General features: G+C 44.9%; 17 protein-coding genes. 14 read left to right on the top strand and 3 right to left on the bottom strand.

The window, feature by feature from the left end; translation table 11 throughout:
* Nucleotides 1–134: 134 nt before the first annotated feature.
* Together fieF and M4S28_RS00140 are read right to left on the bottom strand one after the other, a co-directional pair.
* Nucleotides 135–1043, bottom strand: coding sequence for a CDF family cation-efflux transporter FieF (gene fieF, locus M4S28_RS00135; protein WP_026012358.1), 909 nt, complete (start codon nucleotides 1041–1043; stop codon nucleotides 135–137).
* A 163-nt stretch (nucleotides 1044–1206) separates the two neighbouring features.
* Nucleotides 1207–1716 (bottom strand): CpxP family protein, encoded by a 510-nt coding sequence (locus M4S28_RS00140; protein ID WP_017077588.1) that lies wholly within the window; start codon nucleotides 1714–1716, stop codon nucleotides 1207–1209.
* A 187-nt stretch (nucleotides 1717–1903) separates the two neighbouring features.
* Between M4S28_RS00140 and M4S28_RS00145 the strand changes: the two genes are divergently transcribed.
* From M4S28_RS00145 to M4S28_RS00160, 4 genes are all read left to right on the top strand, one after another.
* The gene (locus M4S28_RS00145; protein ID WP_017077587.1) at nucleotides 1904–2593 is read left to right on the top strand and encodes a response regulator; all 690 of its coding nucleotides are present in this window, start codon (nucleotides 1904–1906) and stop codon (nucleotides 2591–2593) included.
* Nucleotides 2593–3972 (top strand): envelope stress sensor histidine kinase CpxA, encoded by a 1380-nt coding sequence (gene cpxA / locus M4S28_RS00150; RefSeq protein ID WP_004729709.1) that lies wholly within the window; start codon nucleotides 2593–2595, stop codon nucleotides 3970–3972. Before M4S28_RS00145 ends, cpxA begins: the two co-directional genes overlap by 1 nt.
* A 76-nt stretch (nucleotides 3973–4048) precedes the next feature.
* Nucleotides 4049–4666: a superoxide dismutase gene (locus tag M4S28_RS00155; RefSeq protein ID WP_249632114.1), complete on the top strand. Its 618-nt coding sequence runs from the start codon at nucleotides 4049–4051 to the stop codon at nucleotides 4664–4666.
* 77 nt (nucleotides 4667–4743) lie between these two features.
* Complete coding sequence (locus tag M4S28_RS00160; protein ID WP_249632115.1) at nucleotides 4744–5223, top strand: tRNA (cytidine(34)-2'-O)-methyltransferase; 480 nt, start codon at nucleotides 4744–4746, stop codon at nucleotides 5221–5223.
* Nucleotides 5224–5384: 161 nt separating this feature from the next.
* Here M4S28_RS00160 and M4S28_RS00165 read toward each other — a convergent pair whose 3' ends face one another.
* A complete protein-coding gene (locus tag M4S28_RS00165) occupies nucleotides 5385–5909 on the bottom strand; it encodes an FxsA family protein (RefSeq protein WP_249632116.1) in 525 nt (174 codons plus the stop codon).
* A gap of 284 nt (nucleotides 5910–6193) precedes the next feature.
* On the opposite strand from M4S28_RS00165, the gene aspA reads away from it, so the two are divergent.
* The 10 genes from aspA to M4S28_RS00215 all read left to right on the top strand — a co-directional run bounded on the left by aspA (nucleotide 6194) and on the right by M4S28_RS00215 (nucleotide 20178).
* Nucleotides 6194–7645, top strand: a complete 1452-nt coding sequence (gene aspA, locus M4S28_RS00170; RefSeq protein WP_004729713.1) for an aspartate ammonia-lyase — start codon at nucleotides 6194–6196, stop codon at nucleotides 7643–7645.
* A gap of 180 nt (nucleotides 7646–7825) precedes the next feature.
* On the top strand, nucleotides 7826–9133 hold the full coding sequence (locus tag M4S28_RS00175; RefSeq protein WP_004729714.1) for an anaerobic C4-dicarboxylate transporter: 1308 nt from the start codon (nucleotides 7826–7828) through the stop codon (nucleotides 9131–9133).
* A 510-nt stretch (nucleotides 9134–9643) separates the two neighbouring features.
* Nucleotides 9644–11092 (top strand): YfcC family protein, encoded by a 1449-nt coding sequence (locus M4S28_RS00180; protein WP_249632117.1) that lies wholly within the window; start codon nucleotides 9644–9646, stop codon nucleotides 11090–11092.
* Between the two features lie 828 nt (nucleotides 11093–11920).
* Nucleotides 11921–13144, top strand: coding sequence for an arginine deiminase (arcA, locus tag M4S28_RS00185; protein ID WP_237291027.1), 1224 nt, complete (start codon nucleotides 11921–11923; stop codon nucleotides 13142–13144).
* A gap of 73 nt (nucleotides 13145–13217) precedes the next feature.
* Complete coding sequence (gene arcC / locus M4S28_RS00190) at nucleotides 13218–14129, top strand: carbamate kinase (protein WP_076675505.1); 912 nt, start codon at nucleotides 13218–13220, stop codon at nucleotides 14127–14129.
* A gap of 246 nt (nucleotides 14130–14375) precedes the next feature.
* Entirely contained in the window at nucleotides 14376–15386 is a 1011-nt protein-coding gene (locus tag M4S28_RS00195; RefSeq protein ID WP_249632118.1) for an ornithine carbamoyltransferase, read from the top strand.
* Between the two features lie 508 nt (nucleotides 15387–15894).
* Nucleotides 15895–16824, top strand: coding sequence for an aspartate carbamoyltransferase (pyrB, locus tag M4S28_RS00200; RefSeq protein WP_017083816.1), 930 nt, complete (start codon nucleotides 15895–15897; stop codon nucleotides 16822–16824).
* Between the two features lie 15 nt (nucleotides 16825–16839).
* Nucleotides 16840–17304 (top strand): aspartate carbamoyltransferase regulatory subunit, encoded by a 465-nt coding sequence (pyrI, locus tag M4S28_RS00205; RefSeq protein WP_004729721.1) that lies wholly within the window; start codon nucleotides 16840–16842, stop codon nucleotides 17302–17304.
* 326 nt (nucleotides 17305–17630) lie between these two features.
* Nucleotides 17631–18119: an arginine repressor gene (locus M4S28_RS00210; RefSeq protein ID WP_004729722.1), complete on the top strand. Its 489-nt coding sequence runs from the start codon at nucleotides 17631–17633 to the stop codon at nucleotides 18117–18119.
* 175 nt (nucleotides 18120–18294) lie between these two features.
* Nucleotides 18295–20178 carry a protein-disulfide reductase DsbD gene (locus M4S28_RS00215; protein WP_249632119.1) on the top strand — a complete coding sequence of 628 codons (1884 nt, stop codon included), beginning with the start codon at nucleotides 18295–18297 and terminating at the stop codon, nucleotides 20176–20178.
* The last annotated feature ends 102 nt before the right edge of the window (nucleotides 20179–20280 follow it).

Genomic DNA, 20280 nt, shown 5'->3' on the forward strand with positions numbered 1-20280 from the left:
CTTTGTTGATTCACATCAGAATCAACATTAATTGTTACTAAGGTGGTTTTTGAATCACCGAAGAATTAGTAATTTTTACTCACTTTAGTTCAAAAGCCACCTACTTACCATTTGCCAACCCTTTTTTAGCCCGCTTACCATGAGTGAAATTTCTGCTGCTTCTCGGGTCCAAATACGACCGAATACGGGTCTTGATGAATTAATACATCAGCATCAGGGAAAACGGAGATAAGCTTGTCTTCTACTTCGTCAGAAATGCGGTGCGCTTCAATAAGTGGGATATTATCTTCGAGTTCTAAATGCAATTGAATGAACCGAACAGGCCCTGAACGACGCGTTCTTAGTTGATGCACACCAAGCACACCTTCCACACTCAGCGATGTCTCTTTTATCTGTTTTAATTCTTCATCTGGCAGCTTTCTATCAAGCAAAGATTGAATGGCTTCTGTTGCCATTTGGTAGGCACTGTAAAGAATGTAGATACCGATACCAATCGCGAATACCGAGTCCGCTTGACCAATGCCAAACCAGCTCAGTGCTAACGCGAGCATGATCGCTGCATTCATATAAAGGTCTGATTGATAATGCAGTGAATCGGCGGCTATCGCTTGGCTGCCCGTTTTGCTGACAACATGTTTTTGGAATCGAACCAAACCAAAGGTCATTACGATCGCGAACAAGCTGACATAAATACCAATTTCAGGAGAGTTCAGCTCATGCGGTCGGAAGAAACGCTCAATACCATTAAGAATAAGGAAACAAGCGGAACCGGAAATAAACATCGCTTGTGCTAATGCAGCAAGAGATTCTGCCTTACCATGACCAAAGGTATGTTCTTTATCGGCAGGCTGAAGAGAGTAGCGAACCACCACTAGGTTGACGACAGAAGCGGCGATATCCAACAGCGAATCAACCACAGAAGCTAATAAACTGACTGAACCTGTCACCCACCACGCAGCAACCTTCACAACCAATAATATGGAGGCAATGATGGTGGCAGCCCAAGCGGCGAGCGTAACTAAACGTGCGTATTCTTGTTTCATAAATTGGCTATAAAGTGACTGATAGCACAAAGTATAACCCGCAAACAACCGATTGAATATGACAGCCATGATGTAATACATTCATTTTTAAAGATCAAAAAAGCGGCACTAGGCCGCTTCTTTCTAAACGCTTTCAATCAATTCAGCTTTCTCAAGCCATGAATTACTTGTCTTTGTTCATGCGTTTTTCCATTTTGTCAGCACACTTCGCCATGCGCTCTTGTTGGATTTCTTTCAGCTGAGTCTTTTGCTCAGGCGTTAGTACGCTCATCATTTGGTGTTGCTTCTTAAGCATTGCTACGCGACGCTCTGTTTGCTTCTCAACCATTTGGCTTGCTAGGTCGTTTGCTGCAGCTTCATCAAAAGTATCAGCTAGAACTAGATCTTGAACTTTCTCGTGATGCGCTTTCATTTGCGCCATTTTATCTGCTTTGTTGCCTGAGTGTTTTGCTTTCATCTCAGCGCGGTTCGCTTCGCGCATCTCTTTTAGTTCTGTTTTTTGAGCATCCGTCAGGTCTAGTTGGCGCATCACTTTCTTATCGAAGCCACCACACTTACCGTGCATACCTTTGTGATCACCTTTATCACCGCCGCCGTATGCAAACGCACTCGCTGTACCTAACATAAGTGGAAGTGCCGCAGCTACTAGTACAAGTTTCTTAGTCATTTTCATAATTGTTGCCTCGATTCGGTATAATAAGTCATGTATTGCGTCTGTTTCTCAGCGCTTAGATATAGATTAGTCTTTCCCTCGTAAAGTGACGTTTAGAAAGCGTAAAGAATCGTAAAGAGTGAAAGTTGACGAATAATTAGCAGTATTATTAACCTGTAAATAGTAGATAACCGATTAAGGCTTCCCAATGGCGAACATTCTTCTTATTGATGACGACACAGAACTAACCAGCTTACTTAAAGACATCCTGAGCTTTGAGGGCTTCACTGTTTCCGAAGCCAATGATGGCTATGCGGGGCTTGACGCTATCAATGATGAGATTGATCTGATTCTTTTGGATGTGATGATGCCGCGCCTTAACGGTATGGAAACCCTTAAGAAGCTGAGAGAAAACTGGGAAACACCAGTATTGATGCTGACTGCCAAAGGCGAAGAGATCGACCGTGTTATTGGCCTTGAACTTGGCGCAGATGATTACTTGCCAAAGCCGTTCAGTGACCGAGAACTGCTCGCTCGTATTCGTGCCATCTTGCGTAGAACACAGACTAACACCGCGCCTAAATCAGCCAGCGACATCATTCAATACCAAGACATCGAAGTATTCCCTGGCAAGCAAGAGGCTTACTGTAATGGACAGATTATCGATCTCACCACCACAGAATTCGCTTTACTGAGCCATCTCATCCAAAACCCAGGACAAGTGATCACCAAGGAAGCACTGAGCTTGGATGTTTTAGGCAAAAGGCTGGCGGCGTTTGACCGTGCGATAGACATGCACATCTCCAATCTACGCAAGAAGATTCCAGAACGTACTGACGGTAAGTCTCGCATCAAAACCTTACGAGGCCGTGGCTACTTATTGGTAGAGGAAGATTAATGCGTATACCTAAAATCACCAGCTTATATGGACGTATCTTTGCTATCTTTTGGTTCACCATGTTACTGGTGCTTTTGTCGGTGCTGTCACTTCCCCATTTAGACCCTCGAGTGGCGCGAGATGTGCCCGCAGATCACCTAGATAAACTCGAGCGTATCGCTAAAATTACAGAGAAACGCTACGCCAAAGAACCTAATCTAGGCAAAATTGTGTTCCAACTTGAGGCACCACGTAGCCGCAAGGATTCTCGTGCTCGCATCTATTTAACCGACCTAGAAGGTGCTGTCCTTACGTCAAAAAGACATTCGGACTATAAGCTTAAGGCGATTCGCAACTTTGTTACCTCGATTGATAACCCTGAAGTACCAAAACAGAAACTATACGGACACTACATGGTGGCAGGGCCAGTACCTATCACACTCGCTGGTGAAGAATTACTGATGTATGCCGGAGTAAAATGGAACCAACCACCGCCATTTTTGCTACGACTGTTTGATAGACCTTTACAACTGTTGCTTGCGGTAATGCTAGCAAGTACCCCGCTATTGCTATGGCTAGCTTGGGCATTGAGCCAACCCGCACGTAGGCTAGAGCGCGCAGCGCAACGCGTAGCAAAAGGTCAATTTGAGGTCGACCCTCAGCTCGAAAAAGGCACCTCAGAATTCAGACAAGCGGGTGAAAGCTTTAACCAAATGGTGGAAGCGGTAAACCAGATGATTTCGGGGCAACAGCGCCTACTTTCTGATATCTCACACGAACTGCGCTCGCCATTGACTCGTCTACGCATGGCTAATGCACTGGCAATTCGTAAGCAAGGTGAGAGCCAAGAATTAGAACGTATTGATACCGAAGCGCAGCGTTTGGAACAAATGATCAGTGAGCTACTGACGCTATCTCGTATGCAGGTCGACAGCCACATTACTCGTGAGGTTCAACCTATCTCGAGCTTATGGGAGGAGATCTTAAAAGATGCAGAGTTTGAAGCTGAACAGATGGGTAAATTACTGACGTTTTCAGAGATCCCAGAGCGTTCTATTTCGGGTAATCCTAAGCTGCTGATGAGTGCCTTAGACAATATTACGCGCAATGCTATCTACTACGGCAAAGACCAAGTGGATGTGCAATTCCATGTTGTCCAAGATCAGCTGACGATTTGCGTCAATGACAACGGTGATGGTGTACCGGAGGATGAACTGGATTCTATCTTCAGACCTTTCTACCGCGTTTCAACGGCACGCGATCGTAATTCAGGTGGCACTGGGCTTGGCCTCACCATTACAGAAAGTGCGATTCGCCAACACAGCGGAACCATCACTGCAAGCCGTAGCCAGCTCGGTGGATTACAACTCGAAATCACCCTGCCAATCTTGCCGGTATAATACCCCCACAAAGATCACAGTTGATAATGATTGTTATTATCATTATGGTAAATCCTCTAATTAAGGAGGATTTACCATGTCACACACTTTCCCTGCTTTACCCTACGCTTACGACGCCCTAGAACCTTACATTGATGCTAAGACGATGGAAGTGCATTACAGCAAGCACCATAGAACCTACTACGATAAGTTTGTTGCGGCTGTTTCTGGCAGCGAGCTAGAGCAACAGTCTCTGACCGAGATCTTCGCTAACATTTCTCAGCACAGCCCAGCGGTTCGTAACAATGGTGGCGGTTACTACAATCACATCTTGTATTGGAACTGCATGTCGCAAGACGGTGGGGGTGAACCCACGGGCGAGCTTGGCGAAGCTATCAAAAGTACTTTCGGAGATTTCGAGACATTCCAAGATCAGTTCGCTCAGGCGGCAATCAATACCTTTGGTTCAGGCTTCGCTTGGCTAGTGGTTGAAGAAGGACAACTGAAGATCATCTCGACCTCAAATCAAGACAATCCGTGGATGGATACCGTTGCCAGTAATGGCGAGCCTATTCTTGCACTCGATGTTTGGGAACACGCCTACTACATCAGCTACCAAAACCGTCGTCCTAATTACATCAATGCATGGTGGAACGTAGTGAATTGGAATGCGGTATCTGAAAACTACGCGCAGGCACTAGCGAACCAAGCGTAAGCTGAGGGTGGCGAACTGTACTCACTCAGCTTGCCACCGTATACTCTGGCTATCTTTGATTATTCTTGTGAACCAACATGTTTGATATCGCTCTATACGAACCAGAAATCGCGCCCAATACGGGTAACATCATCCGCCTATCAGCTAACTGCGGCGCAAACCTGCACCTTATCGAGCCGCTTGGTTTTGATTTCGAAGAGAAGAAGGTTCGTCGTGCGGGTTTAGATTATCACGACCTCGCACGAGTTAAGCGTCACAAGAATCTAGAAGCCTTCCTTGAGTATCTAGACAATGAACGTGAGGGTGACTACCGTATTTTTGCTTGTACGACCAAGACCACAGGCCACCACGTTGATGCGAAATTCCAACAAGGTGATGTACTGATGTTTGGCCCTGAGTCTCGCGGTCTGCCTGCTGAGTTCATCGAAAGTATGCCAATGGAGCAACGTATTCGTATTCCAATGATGCCAGAAGCACGCAGCTTGAACCTGTCTAACGCAGTTGCCATTATTGCGTTCGAAGCGTGGCGACAAATGGGATTTGAAGGCGCGGTATAACCGAACGCTCAAGCTTATCTGTTATCAATAATAAACATTAAGTAACAGTAAGTAACCGTCGGCGACACGCAATAAAAAAGGCTCTTACCATTATCACTTTCTTGCGAAGGATAACGGTAAGAGCCTTTTCTGTTTGTCTCTCTATATAAAGAGACAAACCATTAATTTAAGCGATTACGATCGTTGTCGTCGTCTTTCTTCTCAAACTCACCCTCAAAGGTGTTGCCGTCTTTTGATTGGTCAGATGGGCCTGAATTGAATGGGTCTTGTCCAAATGGGCTCTGGCCAAAACCAGCTTGTCCACCCGCATGGAAACCACCAGACATATTGGTCACCACCATTTTTTCCATCATTTTCTTGGCAATCATCGCTCTTGGTGCTGGTAACAATATCAACATACCGAGTGCGTCCGTCATAAAACCCGGAGTCAGCAGCAATACGCCTGCAACCGCAAGCATCACGCCTTCAAGAATCTGTTGTGCTGGCATTTCGCCTTGTTGCAACCGACCTTGAACAGACATAAGTGTCTGAATGCCTTGGCTACGAACCAGCGATGCACCCACAAATGCAGTGATCAGAACCAACGCGATAGTTGGCCACAATCCTAAGAAGCCACCAACTTGAATAAATAGCCCAATCTCAATGATGGGTACGAAGATAAAGAGTAATAATAAGATAGGAAACACACGCCCTCCTTTGTTACGTCCAGTTTACGCTGAAAGCCCTACCAATCTCAAATTTATCCTGTAAATAAGCGTGTTTATTGACCCGGAATAAGTTTGCTAAATATTGACGAAACAAAAACGAAAAAGGTGATCAACTTAATATTTTTATGCGCTAAGTACAGTATCATGTGCCACATAAGTCAGGACGGATTTATCAGCCCAATATTCTAGCGAACGGAGTATTTGCACACAGAATAGGCTAATAACTAACTATATAATCAGAATAATTCTCTAAGGATCCTGTTATGGCTACTCAATCAGAAGCTCAAGTTGAAGCTCCTCAAGCTACTCGTCTCGAAGAAGATCTATTAGGTCAACGTCATGTTCCGGCTGATGCTTACTACGGCATCCACACTCTACGCGCAGTTGAAAACTTCAACATCTCAAATGTAACGATCTCAGATGTACCTGAATTCGTTCGCGGTATGGTGATGACAAAGAAAGCAGCGGCTTTAGCAAACAAAGAGTTAGGTGTAATTCCAAGCGAAGTGGCTAAATACATCATCGAAGCTTGTGACCTCATTCTAGACACTGGCAAGTGCATGGATCAGTTCCCATCGGATGTATTCCAAGGTGGTGCTGGTACTTCTGTAAACATGAACGCGAACGAAGTCGTTGCGAACGTGGCACTTGAGCTTATGGGCAAAGAAAAAGGCCAATACGAGTTCATCAACCCAAATGACCATGTAAACCGCAGCCAATCTACAAACTGTGCTTACCCAACTGGCTTCCGTATCTCTGTTTACAACAGCGTTCGTAAACTGATCGATGCTATCGAATACCTAAAAGGTGCATTTGAGCTTAAGAGCCAAGAATTCAACACAATTTTGAAGATGGGTCGTACTCAACTTCAAGATGCTGTGCCTATGACGGTTGGCCAAGAGTTCCACGCTTGGGCTGTAACCATCAATGAAGAAATCAAAAACCTAGAATACACTTCAAAGCTTCTACTTGAAGTTAACCTAGGCGCAACAGCTATCGGTACTGGTCTGAACGCAGCACCCGGTTACCAAGGCCTAGCAGTTAAGCACCTAGCAGAAGTAACTGGCTTAGAGTGTGTAGCGGCTGAAGATTTAATCGAAGCAACGTCTGACTGTGGCGCATACGTAATGACGCACGGCGCACTTAAACGTCTAGCCGTTAAACTGTCTAAGATCTGTAACGACTTACGTCTTCTTTCTTCAGGTCCACGTACTGGCTTCAACGAGCTAAACCTACCGGAACTGCAAGCAGGTTCTTCAATCATGCCTGCTAAAGTAAACCCAGTTGTACCTGAAGTAGTAAACCAAGTTTGCTTTAAAGTTCTAGGTAACGACAACACGGTTTCTTTCGCAGCAGAAGGCGGTCAACTTCAACTGAACGTAATGGAACCCGTCATCGCACAAAGCATGTTTGAGTCTTTAGACATCCTGACAAACGCATGTGTAAACCTACGCGACAAGTGTGTAGACGGCATTACTGTAAACAAAGAAGTATGTGAATCTCACGTATTTAACTCTATCGGTATCGTTACTTATCTAAACCCATACATTGGCCACCACGAGGGTGACATTGTAGGTAAGATTTGTGCTGAAACAGGTAAGAGTGTTCGTGATGTAGTTCTAGAGCGCGGTTTATTGAGCGAAGAAGAACTTGATGACATTTTCTCTGTTGAAAATCTGATGCATCCTCAGTATAAAGCTAAACGCTACGAATAACGGTAGCGAGAAAGGGCTCCAAACGGAGCCTTTTTTAGGCTCCAATACGGTTAACCCTGCTGATCTTGTGGATTTCCGTTAGTTGCGTTTTTGCTTAATTAAACCTAAACCATAGAACTATTATGTGAACATTCCAGTGGCGAATGTTCACATAATAAAATCTAAAATGAGGTGTTACTTATGATTGCAGTAGAACTATTTGTCGTCCTGCTCTTTATCTTTTTGGGGGCCAGAATTGGCGGTATCGGTATTGGTTTTGCCGGTGGTGCTGGTGTTATTGCCCTTTCATTAATTCTTGGTGTTCCAACAAGCCAATCTTTTATCCCGGTCGATGTAATTTTGATCATCATGTCGGTTATCACCGCAATTGCAGCAATGCAGGTTGCTGGCGGTATGGACTGGTTGGTACAAATTGCAGAAAACTTTTTGCGTAAACACCCTGAACGCATCACCTTTTACGCGCCGATTGTGACCTTTGTAATGACACTGATGGCGGGTACTGGTCACACAGCATTCTCTACGTTGCCTGTTATTGCAGAAGTAGCAAAAGGCCAAGGTGTTCGTCCTTCTCGCCCACTGTCTATCGCAGTTGTAGCCTCTCAAATTGCGATCACAGCTTCGCCTATTTCGGCAGCAGTTGTGGCTTTCGCAGCGATGCTGGCACCCTTTGGTGTCGATTACCTAACGCTATTGATGGTTTGTATTCCAACAACCTTCATCGCTTGTATGGTTGGTGCGGTTGTCGCGAACTACATGGGCAGCGAACTGAAAGACGATCCTATTTACCAAGAACGTCTAGAGAAAGGTCTAATCAAGCTAGCAACAGAAGAGAAACGCGAAATTCTACCAACAGCGAAGAAAGCGACTTACATCTTCCTTGCGGCGATTGGTTTTGTTGTTTGCTACGCAGCCGCTATCTCTAGCTCTGTTGGCCTAATTGAAAACCCAGCACTGGGCCGTAACGAAGCGATCATGTCTGTGATGCTGGCAGCAGCAGCGGCAATCGTGATGTTCACTAAGATTGATGCAGCGAAGATTTCTTCGGCTCCAACATTCCGCTCTGGTATGACAGCATGTGTGTGTGTGCTTGGTGTGGCTTGGTTAGGTTCTACATTTGTAAATGCACACGTAGCAGAGATCAAGGACGTAGCGGGCGCTCTACTGGCTGACTACCCATGGATGCTAGCTCTAGTATTATTCTTCGCTTCAATGCTACTTTATTCTCAAGGCGCAACAACGGTTGCACTAATGCCTGCAGCACTAGCAATTGGCGTAGCACCATTAACGGCTGTTGCATCTTTTGCTGCGGTAAGTGCACTGTTCGTTCTTCCAACTTACCCTACGCTACTGGCAGCGGTTGAGATGGATGACACAGGCTCTACTCGTATTGGTAAATACGTATTTAACCACCCATTCTTCATTCCTGGCGTGGCGACTATCAGTACGGCTGTTGCTCTAGGCTTTGCATTTGGTGGTCTATTCATCTAGCTCTCATTGATATTCTAAAGTCTAAAAGGAAGCTTCGGCTTCCTTTTTTTATATTACTCATAATGTGTTTTTTGATGCGTATCAAGTTAACATTAGAAACTTTTAAACCTGAATAAAAATAAAGTTTGAATAAAATTCCACGATTATTCTACCCAACCATATAGAGTGCCTACCAACCCGACTTCCCTTCATCGCTACTGATTCTTCTTCGAATATTAATCCAAGCTAACTAACCAAAAAACCTTGTTGTTTTTATGCCAATTTCCGACTAACTCACTGTCCGTTATTTTTGTGAACAACACCTAACTTAAATAACTGCGTAAGGAATAAAATAACCGCAGCTAAATTAAATATAACTCTATTCGGATTTGAAAATATAAAAAGATCTTTAATTTTAATTCGACAAATGTATTGAGTTGAAATTTTATAATTTAATTGTATTTATGATCTAAAAATTATTAGTCGCTGATTAACATCAATTCTATTTAAGATAGAAGCAAGGAGATAGCCATGACGACTCAGACTATACCAACCGAGAACAAAAAAGGTGGCTTCTTTGCCAATTTTAAGTTCCCTTCTGCCTACACCATTTTATTTATTCTTATCGCGTTAGTAGCCCTACTTACCTGGATTGTTCCAGCGGGCCAATACGACCGAGCGATGAATGAAGAACTGGGCCGAGAAGTACCTGTTACCGGAACCTATCAAGCGGTAGAAGGTAATCCTCAAGGTGTGATTGACGTACTGCTAGCGCCTATTGACGGCTTCTACGACCACAATAGCTACGAAGCAGCAGCAATCGACGTTTCGTTGTTCATCTTAATCATTGGTGGCTTCTTAGGCTTAGTGACCAAAACCGGCGCAATTGACGCGGGTATCGAACGCGTAACCGCCCGGTTAGAGGGGCGAGAAGAGTTGATGATACCGATATTGATGGCATTGTTTGCCGCTGGCGGTACTGTCTACGGCATGGCGGAAGAATCACTGCCATTCTACACGCTACTAGTACCTGTCATGATGGCTGCTCGCTTTGACCCTCTTGTTGCAGCTGCAACCGTATTGCTTGGCGCGGGGATTGGGGTGCTAGGTTCTACCATTAACCCATTCGCAACAGTTATCGCCGCCAACGCCTCTGGTATTCCATTTACTGACGGTATTGTGTTGCGTATTGCCATGCTCGTCATTGGTTGGATCATCTGTGTCGCCTACGTCATGCGTTACGCAAGAATGGTTCAAGCAGATCCATCAAAATCAATTGTGTTCGACAAATACGAAGAGAACAAAGCGCATTTCCTTGGCAACGCGAGCGACGAAAAACTTGATTTCACCACAACGCGTAAATTAATCCTCACTATTTTCGGTGGCTCTTTCGCTGTGATGATTTACGGTGTATCGGTTGCTGGCTGGTGGATGGCAGAGATCTCAGCTATGTTCTTAGCCGCGACAATCATTGTCGGTATTGTGGCTCGTATGAGTGAGGAAGAGTTTACGACTAGCTTCATTGACGGTGCTCGAGATCTACTGGGCGTAGCGCTTATCATAGGGATCGCACGTGGTATCGTGGTCGTAATGGACCGCGGTATGATCACTGATACAATCCTTTTCTCAGCAGAACAAATGGTTACCGGGCTTTCTTCGGTTATCTTTATTAACGTGATGTTCTTCTTAGAGATTCTCTTGTCATTCTTGGTACCTTCGACCTCTGGTTTAGCGGTACTGACTATGCCGATCATGGCACCGTTGGCTGACTTTGCTGGCGTTGGTCGTGACCTTGTTATCACCGCTTACCAATCCGCATCAGGCTTGGTGAACTTAATCACACCGACCTCTGCGGTAGTAATGGGTGGCTTGGCTATTGCTCGTGTCCCTTATGTGCGTTGGGTTAAATGGGTAATGCCATTAATCGGTATCTTAATGGTGTTCTGCATTATTGCGCTAAGTATTGGTGCACTGATCTAAACAAACCTTACCTATATACGATTCACTTAAACCTTCTCGTCCAAAGCCGCTTTCTTAGCGGCTTTTTTTTGGTTTATCGCTATCGAATCCAATGCCAGCCCCGAAACAACCTCACAAGCTGCACACTCTCCATTTAAAGCCTCTCCATGGCCGACTTCAGTAGCAAAGCTTAAACGCTCCAATGACATCTTCACCAAAGACTAAATTAACGTTTCAATATTGATGTTAAAGCTAATAAATAACCATCCATTCGTCTCCATTATATTTGGGAAAATATTTAGTCATTTATTAGCGTTAATTATATTTAAAGTCATAACCTTTATTACTGTAAAATAAAAAATAACAGTCATTTTCATAGAAAATGAACTTAAAACACCCCATTATAAAATGTGATCGCAACAGCTTTATTCGCATTTACTTTGTTAAAAAATAATTAATTTCACATCAAAAATTAAATATATAAATACTAACATTGCATACTTCCAACCTAAGCTCATTCTTATCAATAAACCCACTTTGCATATAATCCCTAAAAAATTAGATTCTAGGCAGGTTAACAAATAAAGCATGCATAAATTTCCCCAATAGCTAGTTTTTTAGAAGGGGTGAGTAAAAACATAAAGTGCATAAAGTTTGTTAAAACCCTTATTTTTAAAGGGCTGAGGGACAAAAAACGATTTGTGATAGATCTCTAAGAATACCTGACTAGCAGGCGTAATATTAATTCCAGACAAGAGATATGAATAAAATAATTCATTCTTCTCAACTGAAAATAAATAATTACTCTTAGCGATAAAAGTAATTCAAATATATAAGAGAGAGACGATCATGAGTAAGTTCTATGTAGGTTCTGAAATAGGTCAATTACGCCGCGTTCTAGTTCACCGTCCAAGACGCGCACTGACTCACCTAACACCCTCTAACTGTCACGATTTGCTGTTTGATGACGTACTGGCTGTTGAGCGTGCAGGTAAAGAGCATGACGCATTTACTCAAACGCTACGAGATCAAGGTGTTGAGGTTCTTCTTCTTACTGACTTGCTAGCCGACACACTAGCGGTGTCAGAAGCGAAAGATTGGCTACTAAGCTGCCAAGTATCTGATTACCGTTTGGGTAAAACATTCGCCAATGATGTGCGCTGCTACTTGGGCGACTTACCAAACCTAGAGCTAGCAAAAATTCTAACGGGCGGTTTGTCTTACGCTGAGATGCCAATGAAATCATCTTCAATGATGCAAGGCATGCACGCACCAACCGACTTCATTATCGAGCCTCTACCAAACCACCTATTTACTCGCGACACGTCTTGCTGGGTATACGGCGGTGTATCTATCAACCCAATGGCGAAACCTGCTCGTCAACGTGAAACAAACCACGTTCGCGCTATTTACCGCTGGCACCCAACATTCGCAGGCCAAGACTTCATTAAATACTTCGGCGATGAAGAAAAAATCAATTACGACAACTCTACGATTGAAGGTGGTGACGTTCTTGTGCTCGGTCGTGGCGCGGTGCTTATCGGCATGTCTGAGCGTACAACAGCACAAGGTGTTGAGCACTTAGCATCTAGCCTATTCAAACACGGCCAAGCGAAACAAGTTATCGCAATGCAGCTACCAAAACACCGCTCTTGCATGCACTTAGACACCGTGATGACTCACATGCGTGAAGATACGTTCTCTGTTTACCCTGAAGTGGTGAGTAAAGATGTGCAGTGCTGGAACCTAACTGGCGATGAATCTGGCGCTGTAAAAGTGAAAGAAGAAGGCTACTTCGTTACCGCTATCGAAAAAGCACTTGGCGTGGACAAGCTAAACCTAATCACGACAGGTGGTGACAACTTCCATGCAGAACGTGAACAGTGGAACGACGCAAACAACGTTCTTACCGTTAAACCGGGTGTCGTGATTGGTTACGAAGGCAACACCTACACCAACGAAAAATACGACAAAGCAGGCATCACGGTTCTTCCGATTCCAGGAGACGAACTTGGCCGTGGTCGCGGTGGCGCACGCTGCATGAGCTGCCCAATTGAGCGTGATGGTATCTAATCACTAAGACGAAAACGGCCAAGTTGAACAATCTTGAATACTCTCAGCTTGGCCAAAATGAGAGAACACAATTATGACTAAGCAAACTGTTGTTGTTGCACTCGGCGGTAATGCCCTACTTCGTCGCGGTGAGCCATTAGAAGCCGATGTTCAACGCCGCAATATTGAAACAGCGGTTAAAACCATCTCTGAGATCGCGAAAGTGTACAACGTGGTGTTAGTGCACGGTAATGGCCCGCAAGTTGGCTTGCTTGCTCTGCAAGGTTTGGAATACAAAAAAGTAAACCCATATCCGCTAGATGTATTGGGCAGTGAAACTCAAGGCATGATCGGCTACATGCTGATGCAAGAGTTCAAGAACTATCTGCCTGACCGCAACATCTCATGCATGTTGACGCAAATGACAGTCGATCCAAACGATCCTGCATTCGCGGATCCAACCAAACCGATTGGCCCGATCTACGAAGAAGCAGAAGCGCGTGAATTGGCAGAGAAGTTCCACTGGATCGTAAAACCCGACGGCCAACATTTCCGTCGCGTAGTACCAAGCCCACGACCTACTGGCATTGTTGAACACGAAGCGATCACCCAACTTATCGATGCGGGTCACTTAGTGATTTGTACTGGTGGTGGTGGCATCCCAGTGAAAAAAGAAAATGGCAAATTAATTGGTGTTGAAGCGGTTATCGACAAAGACATGTCAGCGGCTTTCTTGGCGAAGCAATTGGATGCGGATGCGCTGCTTATTCTGACCGACGCGGACGCTGTGTACCTTGACTGGGGCAAACCAACTCAACACGCACTGCGCAGCACCACGCCAAGCGAATTGGCGAAGTTCACATTTGATGCAGGCTCAATGGGGCCAAAAATTGAAGCGTCATGTGAATTCATTCAACAAGGCGGCAAAGTGGTTGGTATCGGCGCACTCGAAGATGGTTTGCAAATCCTGCAAGGCCAAGCGGGCACCAATATCACCAAAGGTTAACGTATTAGCGAGCTTTATCATCTTGAAAAACTTAAAGCTTGAGAACCTTAAACTTTGAGAGATTTTAAAGCTTGCGAAAACAGAATTAAACGAAACAAACAGAACCAAACAGAACCAAACAGAACCAAACAGAACCAAACAGAACCAAACAGAACCAAACAAATTTAACTAAAAAATTGAATCGCGCTTTCTTGAATTTTCTTTCCCTGTAGCAAGAAAGCGCCTAAATCTAAGAAGGAATACATCATGGCTTTCAACCTACGCAATCGTAACTTCCTAAAACTACTAGATTTCACTCCACGCGAAATTCAACACTTGTTAGATCTTTCTATGGAGCTAAAAAAAGCGAAGTACAACGGTTACGAACAGCCAACACTGACTGGCAAAAACATTGCGCTTATCTTTGAGAAAACCTCAACTCGTACTCGCTGTGCATTCGAAGTTGCAGCATTCGACCAAGGTGCTCGCGTCTCTTACTTAGGCCCATCGGGTTCTCAAATTGGCCACAAAGAATCAATGAAAGATACGGCTCGCGTTCTTGGCCGTATGTACGATGGCATCGAATACCGTGGCTTCGGTCAAGAAATCGTTGAAGAGCTAGGCGCATACGCTGGTGTTCCGGTATGGAATGGTCTGACAGACGAGTTCCACCCAACTCAAATCCTGGCTGACTTCCTAACTATGACGGAATACGGCCGTGGTAAACAACTGCATGAAATCAAGTTTGCTTACCTAGGTGATGCTCGCAACAACATGGGCAACTCTCTAATGGTTGGTGCAGCGAAAATGGGTATGGACATTCGTCTTGTTGCTCCAAAACAATTCTGGCCACAAGAAGAGCTATTAGTTCAATGTCGTGAAATTGCAGAGCACACAGGCGGCAAAATCACGCTAACAGAAGATGTTCAAGAAGGCGTACAAGGTTGTGACTTCCTATACACCGACGTTTGGGTATCGATGGGCGAAGCGAAAGAAGCATGGGCTGAGCGCATCAACCTAATGATGCCTTACCAAGTCAATATGGACATGATCAAGGCAACAGGCAACCCACATGTGAAATTCATGCACTGCCTACCGGCTTTCCACGGCGAAGATACCACAGTAGGCAAACAGCTTGCTGCTGAATATCCGCAGCTTAAAGATGGCGTAGAAGTGACAGATGAAGTGGTCGAGTCTGAATACTCTATCGTGTTCGATGAAGCAGAGAACCGCATGCACACCATCAAAGCAGTAATGGTTGCGACATTAGGCAGCTAAGCAATTAAGAAATTAAGAAATTAAGCAGTTAAGAAGTAAAAAAATTAAGCAGTTAAGCACTCACTTGTTCGCAAGACGTTAATAAGTTAAGTGCAATGACAGGGAAATGCGGGGGGCGTTCTTGGGATTTTGACCTTGGATAAAGCTCGCATTTTTTTTCATGTAGTTAAATAGATTATTACCTAAAAAAGCCTGAGATTATCAGTTCCAACAAAGGCTTAAATGGAAGATTAAAACGGACGTTATTTCGCATAAAAATCCATTAAATGAATACTTTACAGAAAGTATTGCATGGCCTTTTTATCTGAGTATAATCCTCCGCAATTTGTCTTAAGAGAGCAAAAAATGAACCGCAATTTTGTCGCACATAATTGTCAACCAATACGCCTTAGAATGGCGTTGGTGTCATTTTTATTTTGCTCTATTGATCGTTTCGAAGCCTCCTATTTTTAGGGGGCTTTTTTTTGTCCGCAATTTGACTGTATGCATAGAAAAAGGAAGACCCGTTATGGCGCATTCGTTATTTAACAAGCACATCATCTCCATTCCTGAGCTCTCTCGTGATGAACTGGAGCTTATCGTCGATACTGCCGCAAGACTCAAAGCAGAGCCAAATCCAGAGCTGCTGAAAAATAAGGTTGTCGCGAGCTGCTTCTTTGAACCTTCAACTCGAACTCGCCTTTCATTTGAAACCGCAGTTCAACGCCTTGGCGGCACCGTCATCGGCTTTGATAATGGCGGAAACACATCACTGGCTAAGAAAGGCGAAACACTTGCCGATTCGGTGCAGGTCATTTCTTCTTACGTTGATGCCTTTGTGATGCGTCACCCACAAGAAGGCGCAGCACGTTTAGCCTCTGAATTCTCTAACGGTGTGCCAATTGTGAATGGTGGCGACGGTGCGAACCAACACCCAACGCAGACCTTGTTGGACCTATTCTCGATTTACGAAACGCAAGGCACGCTCGATAACCTCAATGTGGCATTCGTCGGTGACCTAAAATATGGCCGCACCGTGCACTCATTGACGCAAGCACTCTCAAAATTCAATAACGTGCGTTTCTTCTTTATCGCGCCAGAAGTGTTAGAGATGCCAGATTACATCTGTGAAGAACTGGAAGAGATGGGGATCCAATACAGCACCCACAGCAGCATTGAAGAAGTGGTGCCTGAACTGGATGTGCTGTACATGACTCGCGTACAGAAAGAGCGCTTTGATGCGTCAGAATACGCACACATGAAATCAGCTTACATTCTGACGGCCGATACGCTGAAAGACGCTCGCCAAAACATGAAGGTACTTCACCCACTGCCACGCGTCGACGAAATCACAACTGACGTCGATAAAACGCCACACGCTTACTACTTCGAACAAGCTGAAAACGGTGTGTATGCACGTGAAGCTTTATTAGCCCTAGTTCTAAACGACACTTTATAAGCAGGAGATACAGTCATGGTTAAACAAACTCAGCTACAAGTAGAAGCGATCCGTAATGGCAGCGTCATTGACCACATCCCTGCTCATCTTGGGATTAAAATTCTCAAACTGTTCAAGCTGCATAAAACAGAACAACGCATCACGATGGGGTTAAACCTGCCATCATCAGCGCTCGGCAACAAAGACCTAATCAAGATTGAGAACATCTTTCTGACCAAGGAACAAGCCAACCAATTGGCTCTATACGCTCCACAAGCGACAGTGAATCAAATTGAAGAGTACAAAGTGGTCAACAAGCTAACACTTGTGCTGCCAGAACAAATCAACAGTGTGTTCGCTTGCCCAAATAGCAACTGTATTTCGCACGGTGAACCCGTTGAAAGTAGCTTTAAAGTGCAGCTAAAACACGAAAACGTACAGCTTAAATGTCACTACTGTGAAAAAGTATTCTCTCGCGAGATCATGAGTGAAATTCGCTAACCCTTAGCGCTATTACCTCCGCAACAAAAACCCTTAACAATTTATGGATATTTATTCCCAACACGGAATAAATATCCACTTAACCAAAGAATAAAACTCCGCAATAAAAGCAATTAACCAGAATTTTGTTTGGTGATCGCCTTCAAAAAGATAACTATCCTTTAGTGTTAGACTCAATGAATAGATGATCATACATCTCGCATACCCTCCCTCTTATTTCGGGGTTCATCGGTAAGCCCTAATTAACAATCGTACTCTACGGCTTTGGGAGTGCGTTCTGCGCTATGGACAAGCGATATCAACACGTTGACCTTAAGGAGTTGTTCATGAACCAAATCACTGAGCACGGTTGCTTGTATTCAGCTGAAGATAAAACACTGACTGCCGCGTGCAAACGCTTACTACAACAACAAAGCTTCTCGACCCAGAATCAACTGCGCGAGAAACTCGTCGACATTGGCTATACAGGTATCAGCCAATCGACCGTCTCTCGCATTTTGTCACAGCTTGGCGTTGTCAAAATTCAGAATGCCTGTGGTAAAAAGGTTTACTGCATCACGGTTGAAAGCGCGCCTGTGCGTGTCGATGCCTCAATCTCATCACAAATCGAATTAATTACTCACAACCAAGCGATGGTGATCGTAAAAACAAACCCTGGTTGTGCACAGTTGGTCGCAAGATTAGTCGATATCGACCCACATACCGAGATTATCGGTACGGTTGGCGGCAATGACACCGTGCTAATTATCCCGAAAGACACGATGAACATTGATGCTTGCGAACAAGTAGTAAGAGCACGCTTGGGTGTTGCCTAAATGTCTTATTGGCAAGGGCAGTTCACTGCAGTTGCGCTGCTAACCCTCTCTCGACTGCCTAAGAAAGTGGCTCACCCGCCCTAGCGGATATTTGCTGGTCGATGAAACTAATCACAAACTATTACGGTCTGATTGAGTTAAGATACCTTCAACTCCATTTTGATGACTAAATAGTATGCGACGACTTGCCACATTACTTTTTGTTTGTGTTTCCTTGTTCACCCAGCCTGCGTGGGCGCTTTTTGGAAACGACAACGCCGAGCCAAGCTTCGGAGGCAATAACAACGGTTTTGTCCCTGTAGACCAAGCTTTCCCTTTCAATTACTACCAGCAAGACGGCAAGGTCCTTCTCGACTGGCAAGTAAAAGAGGGCTACTACCTCTATCAACATAGCCTCTCGTTCACTGGCCAAAATCTCGCTATCGGCAATGTTGAAATGGAAGATGGCCAACCACACCAAGATGAATTCTTCGGTGAGGTGAGCATTTATACTCAGCCGTTATTCGTGCAAGTTCCACTACAGAGTTACCAAGATGGCTCACAGCTGATCGTTAAGTATCAAGGTTGTGCAGATGCTGGTTTCTGCTACCCACCAGAAACTCGAGTAATCGACATTGAACCGTTTACTTCGACGAATCCTGGGGATATAAAAAGCAGTGATGTGCAAAACAGTGGTGATGCCCAAAATAGCAGTGTCTCACAAGGTTCATCTGCTGCAGCTGGTGAAGCTGACAATTCAGTACAAGCCTCTTCTCCTACCGCTGACGCAGCAAGCAATACCACTCAACAAACCAATGCTCCCGTTTCAAAAGAAGCAGGCTTAGCCGATAAGCTGGGTGACAGTTGGTGGACTCCATTATTATTCCTCGCACTCGGTGTTGGCTTAGCCTTTACGCCGTGTGTTCTGCCTATGTATCCGATTCTAACGGGTATCGTATTGGGTGGCGGCAAGCTCAGCCAAGGTCGTGCGCTGATGCTGTCCTTCATCTACGTGCAAGGCATGGCGCTGACCTACACCTTATTGGGTTTAGTGGTTGCTTCAGCAGGCATGCAGTTCCAAGCTGCGATGCAGCACCCTTACGTACTAATCGCACTGAGTGTTCTGTTCGTGACGTTGGCGATGTCGATGTTCGGCGTTTATAACCTACAACTACCAAGCAGCATTCAAACTTGGCTCAACAACCAAAGCAACAAGCAACAAGGTGGCAATACCTTGGGCGTGTTTGCGATGGGTGCTATCTCGGGCTTGGTGTGCTCACCTTGTACTACTGCTCCACTGTCAGGTGCGCTGCTGTATGTCGCTCAAAGTGGTGACCTATTAACGGGTGCAATTGCTCTGTATGCGTTAGCGATGGGTATGGGTATTCCGCTGATCTTAGTTGCGGTATTTGGCAACAAACTACTGCCGAAAGCGGGCAGCTGGATGGACAAGGTGAAGATCGTATTTGGCTTTATCTTGCTGGCAGCGCCTATCTTCCTGCTAGAACGTATCATTCCTGAACTGTGGGCAACTGTGCTTTGGTCTGGATTAGGCTTCATCGCCTTTGGTTGGCTTTACCACAGCAAGAATGCACTGCCATTCGGCGGCTGGAAGCAAAGCGCTGTTGGTATCATCGCGATGCTCGGCCTATTCGCTTCTGCGCAACCTGCATTGAACTACTGGTTTGCAGAAAAGAGCGTGGTGGTTGAACAGCAAATCCAATTTGCACGCATCAACACGGTTGAAGAACTAGAAATCCAGCTCATCGAAGCGAAGAAACTCGGTAAGCCAGTGATGCTCGACTTCTACGCTGATTGGTGTGTAGCCTGTAAAGAGTTTGAGAAGTACACCTTCCATCAAGCCAATGTTGAAAACAAGCTTTCTGACTTTGTTCTTCTTCAAGCTGATGTGACGAAAAACATGCCTCAAGACATTGAGCTGCTTAAACAATTACAGGTACTTGGCTTACCAACCATAGAGTTCTGGGATGGCGAGGGTAACCATGTTCCAAATGCGCGTGTAACGGGTTTTATGGCTGCCGATGTATTCTTGAAACACATGCAAGACCACCAGCTATAAGGGCAATATTCACCGGAATATCCGCCTAAACGAAAGCCGCACTGCCCCTCAGTAACGAGATGGCAGTGCGGCTTTTTTGCTATTCAGAGTAACGCTTTCTTA

The sequence above is a fragment of the Vibrio sp. J383 genome, from assembly GCF_023503985.1.
GTDB lineage: Bacteria > Pseudomonadota > Gammaproteobacteria > Enterobacterales > Vibrionaceae > Vibrio > Vibrio splendidus.

Coding starts and splice junctions, on each gene's coding strand:
- M4S28_RS00160 (WP_249632115.1), top strand. CDS start 4,744: ATGTTTGATATCGCTCTATACGAACCAGAAATCGCGCCCAATACGGGT.
- fieF (WP_026012358.1), bottom strand. CDS start 1,043: ATGAAACAAGAATACGCACGTTTAGTTACGCTCGCCGCTTGGGCTGCC.
- M4S28_RS00175 (WP_004729714.1), top strand. CDS start 7,826: ATGATTGCAGTAGAACTATTTGTCGTCCTGCTCTTTATCTTTTTGGGG.
- aspA (WP_004729713.1), top strand. CDS start 6,194: ATGGCTACTCAATCAGAAGCTCAAGTTGAAGCTCCTCAAGCTACTCGT.
- M4S28_RS00180 (WP_249632117.1), top strand. CDS start 9,644: ATGACGACTCAGACTATACCAACCGAGAACAAAAAAGGTGGCTTCTTT.
- M4S28_RS00210 (WP_004729722.1), top strand. CDS start 17,631: ATGAACCAAATCACTGAGCACGGTTGCTTGTATTCAGCTGAAGATAAA.
- cpxA (WP_004729709.1), top strand. CDS start 2,593: ATGCGTATACCTAAAATCACCAGCTTATATGGACGTATCTTTGCTATC.
- M4S28_RS00195 (WP_249632118.1), top strand. CDS start 14,376: ATGGCTTTCAACCTACGCAATCGTAACTTCCTAAAACTACTAGATTTC.
- pyrI (WP_004729721.1), top strand. CDS start 16,840: ATGGTTAAACAAACTCAGCTACAAGTAGAAGCGATCCGTAATGGCAGC.
- M4S28_RS00215 (WP_249632119.1), top strand. CDS start 18,295: ATGCGACGACTTGCCACATTACTTTTTGTTTGTGTTTCCTTGTTCACC.
- M4S28_RS00145 (WP_017077587.1), top strand. CDS start 1,904: ATGGCGAACATTCTTCTTATTGATGACGACACAGAACTAACCAGCTTA.
- arcA (WP_237291027.1), top strand. CDS start 11,921: ATGAGTAAGTTCTATGTAGGTTCTGAAATAGGTCAATTACGCCGCGTT.
- pyrB (WP_017083816.1), top strand. CDS start 15,895: ATGGCGCATTCGTTATTTAACAAGCACATCATCTCCATTCCTGAGCTC.
- M4S28_RS00140 (WP_017077588.1), bottom strand. CDS start 1,716: ATGAAAATGACTAAGAAACTTGTACTAGTAGCTGCGGCACTTCCACTT.
- arcC (WP_076675505.1), top strand. CDS start 13,218: ATGACTAAGCAAACTGTTGTTGTTGCACTCGGCGGTAATGCCCTACTT.
- M4S28_RS00155 (WP_249632114.1), top strand. CDS start 4,049: ATGTCACACACTTTCCCTGCTTTACCCTACGCTTACGACGCCCTAGAA.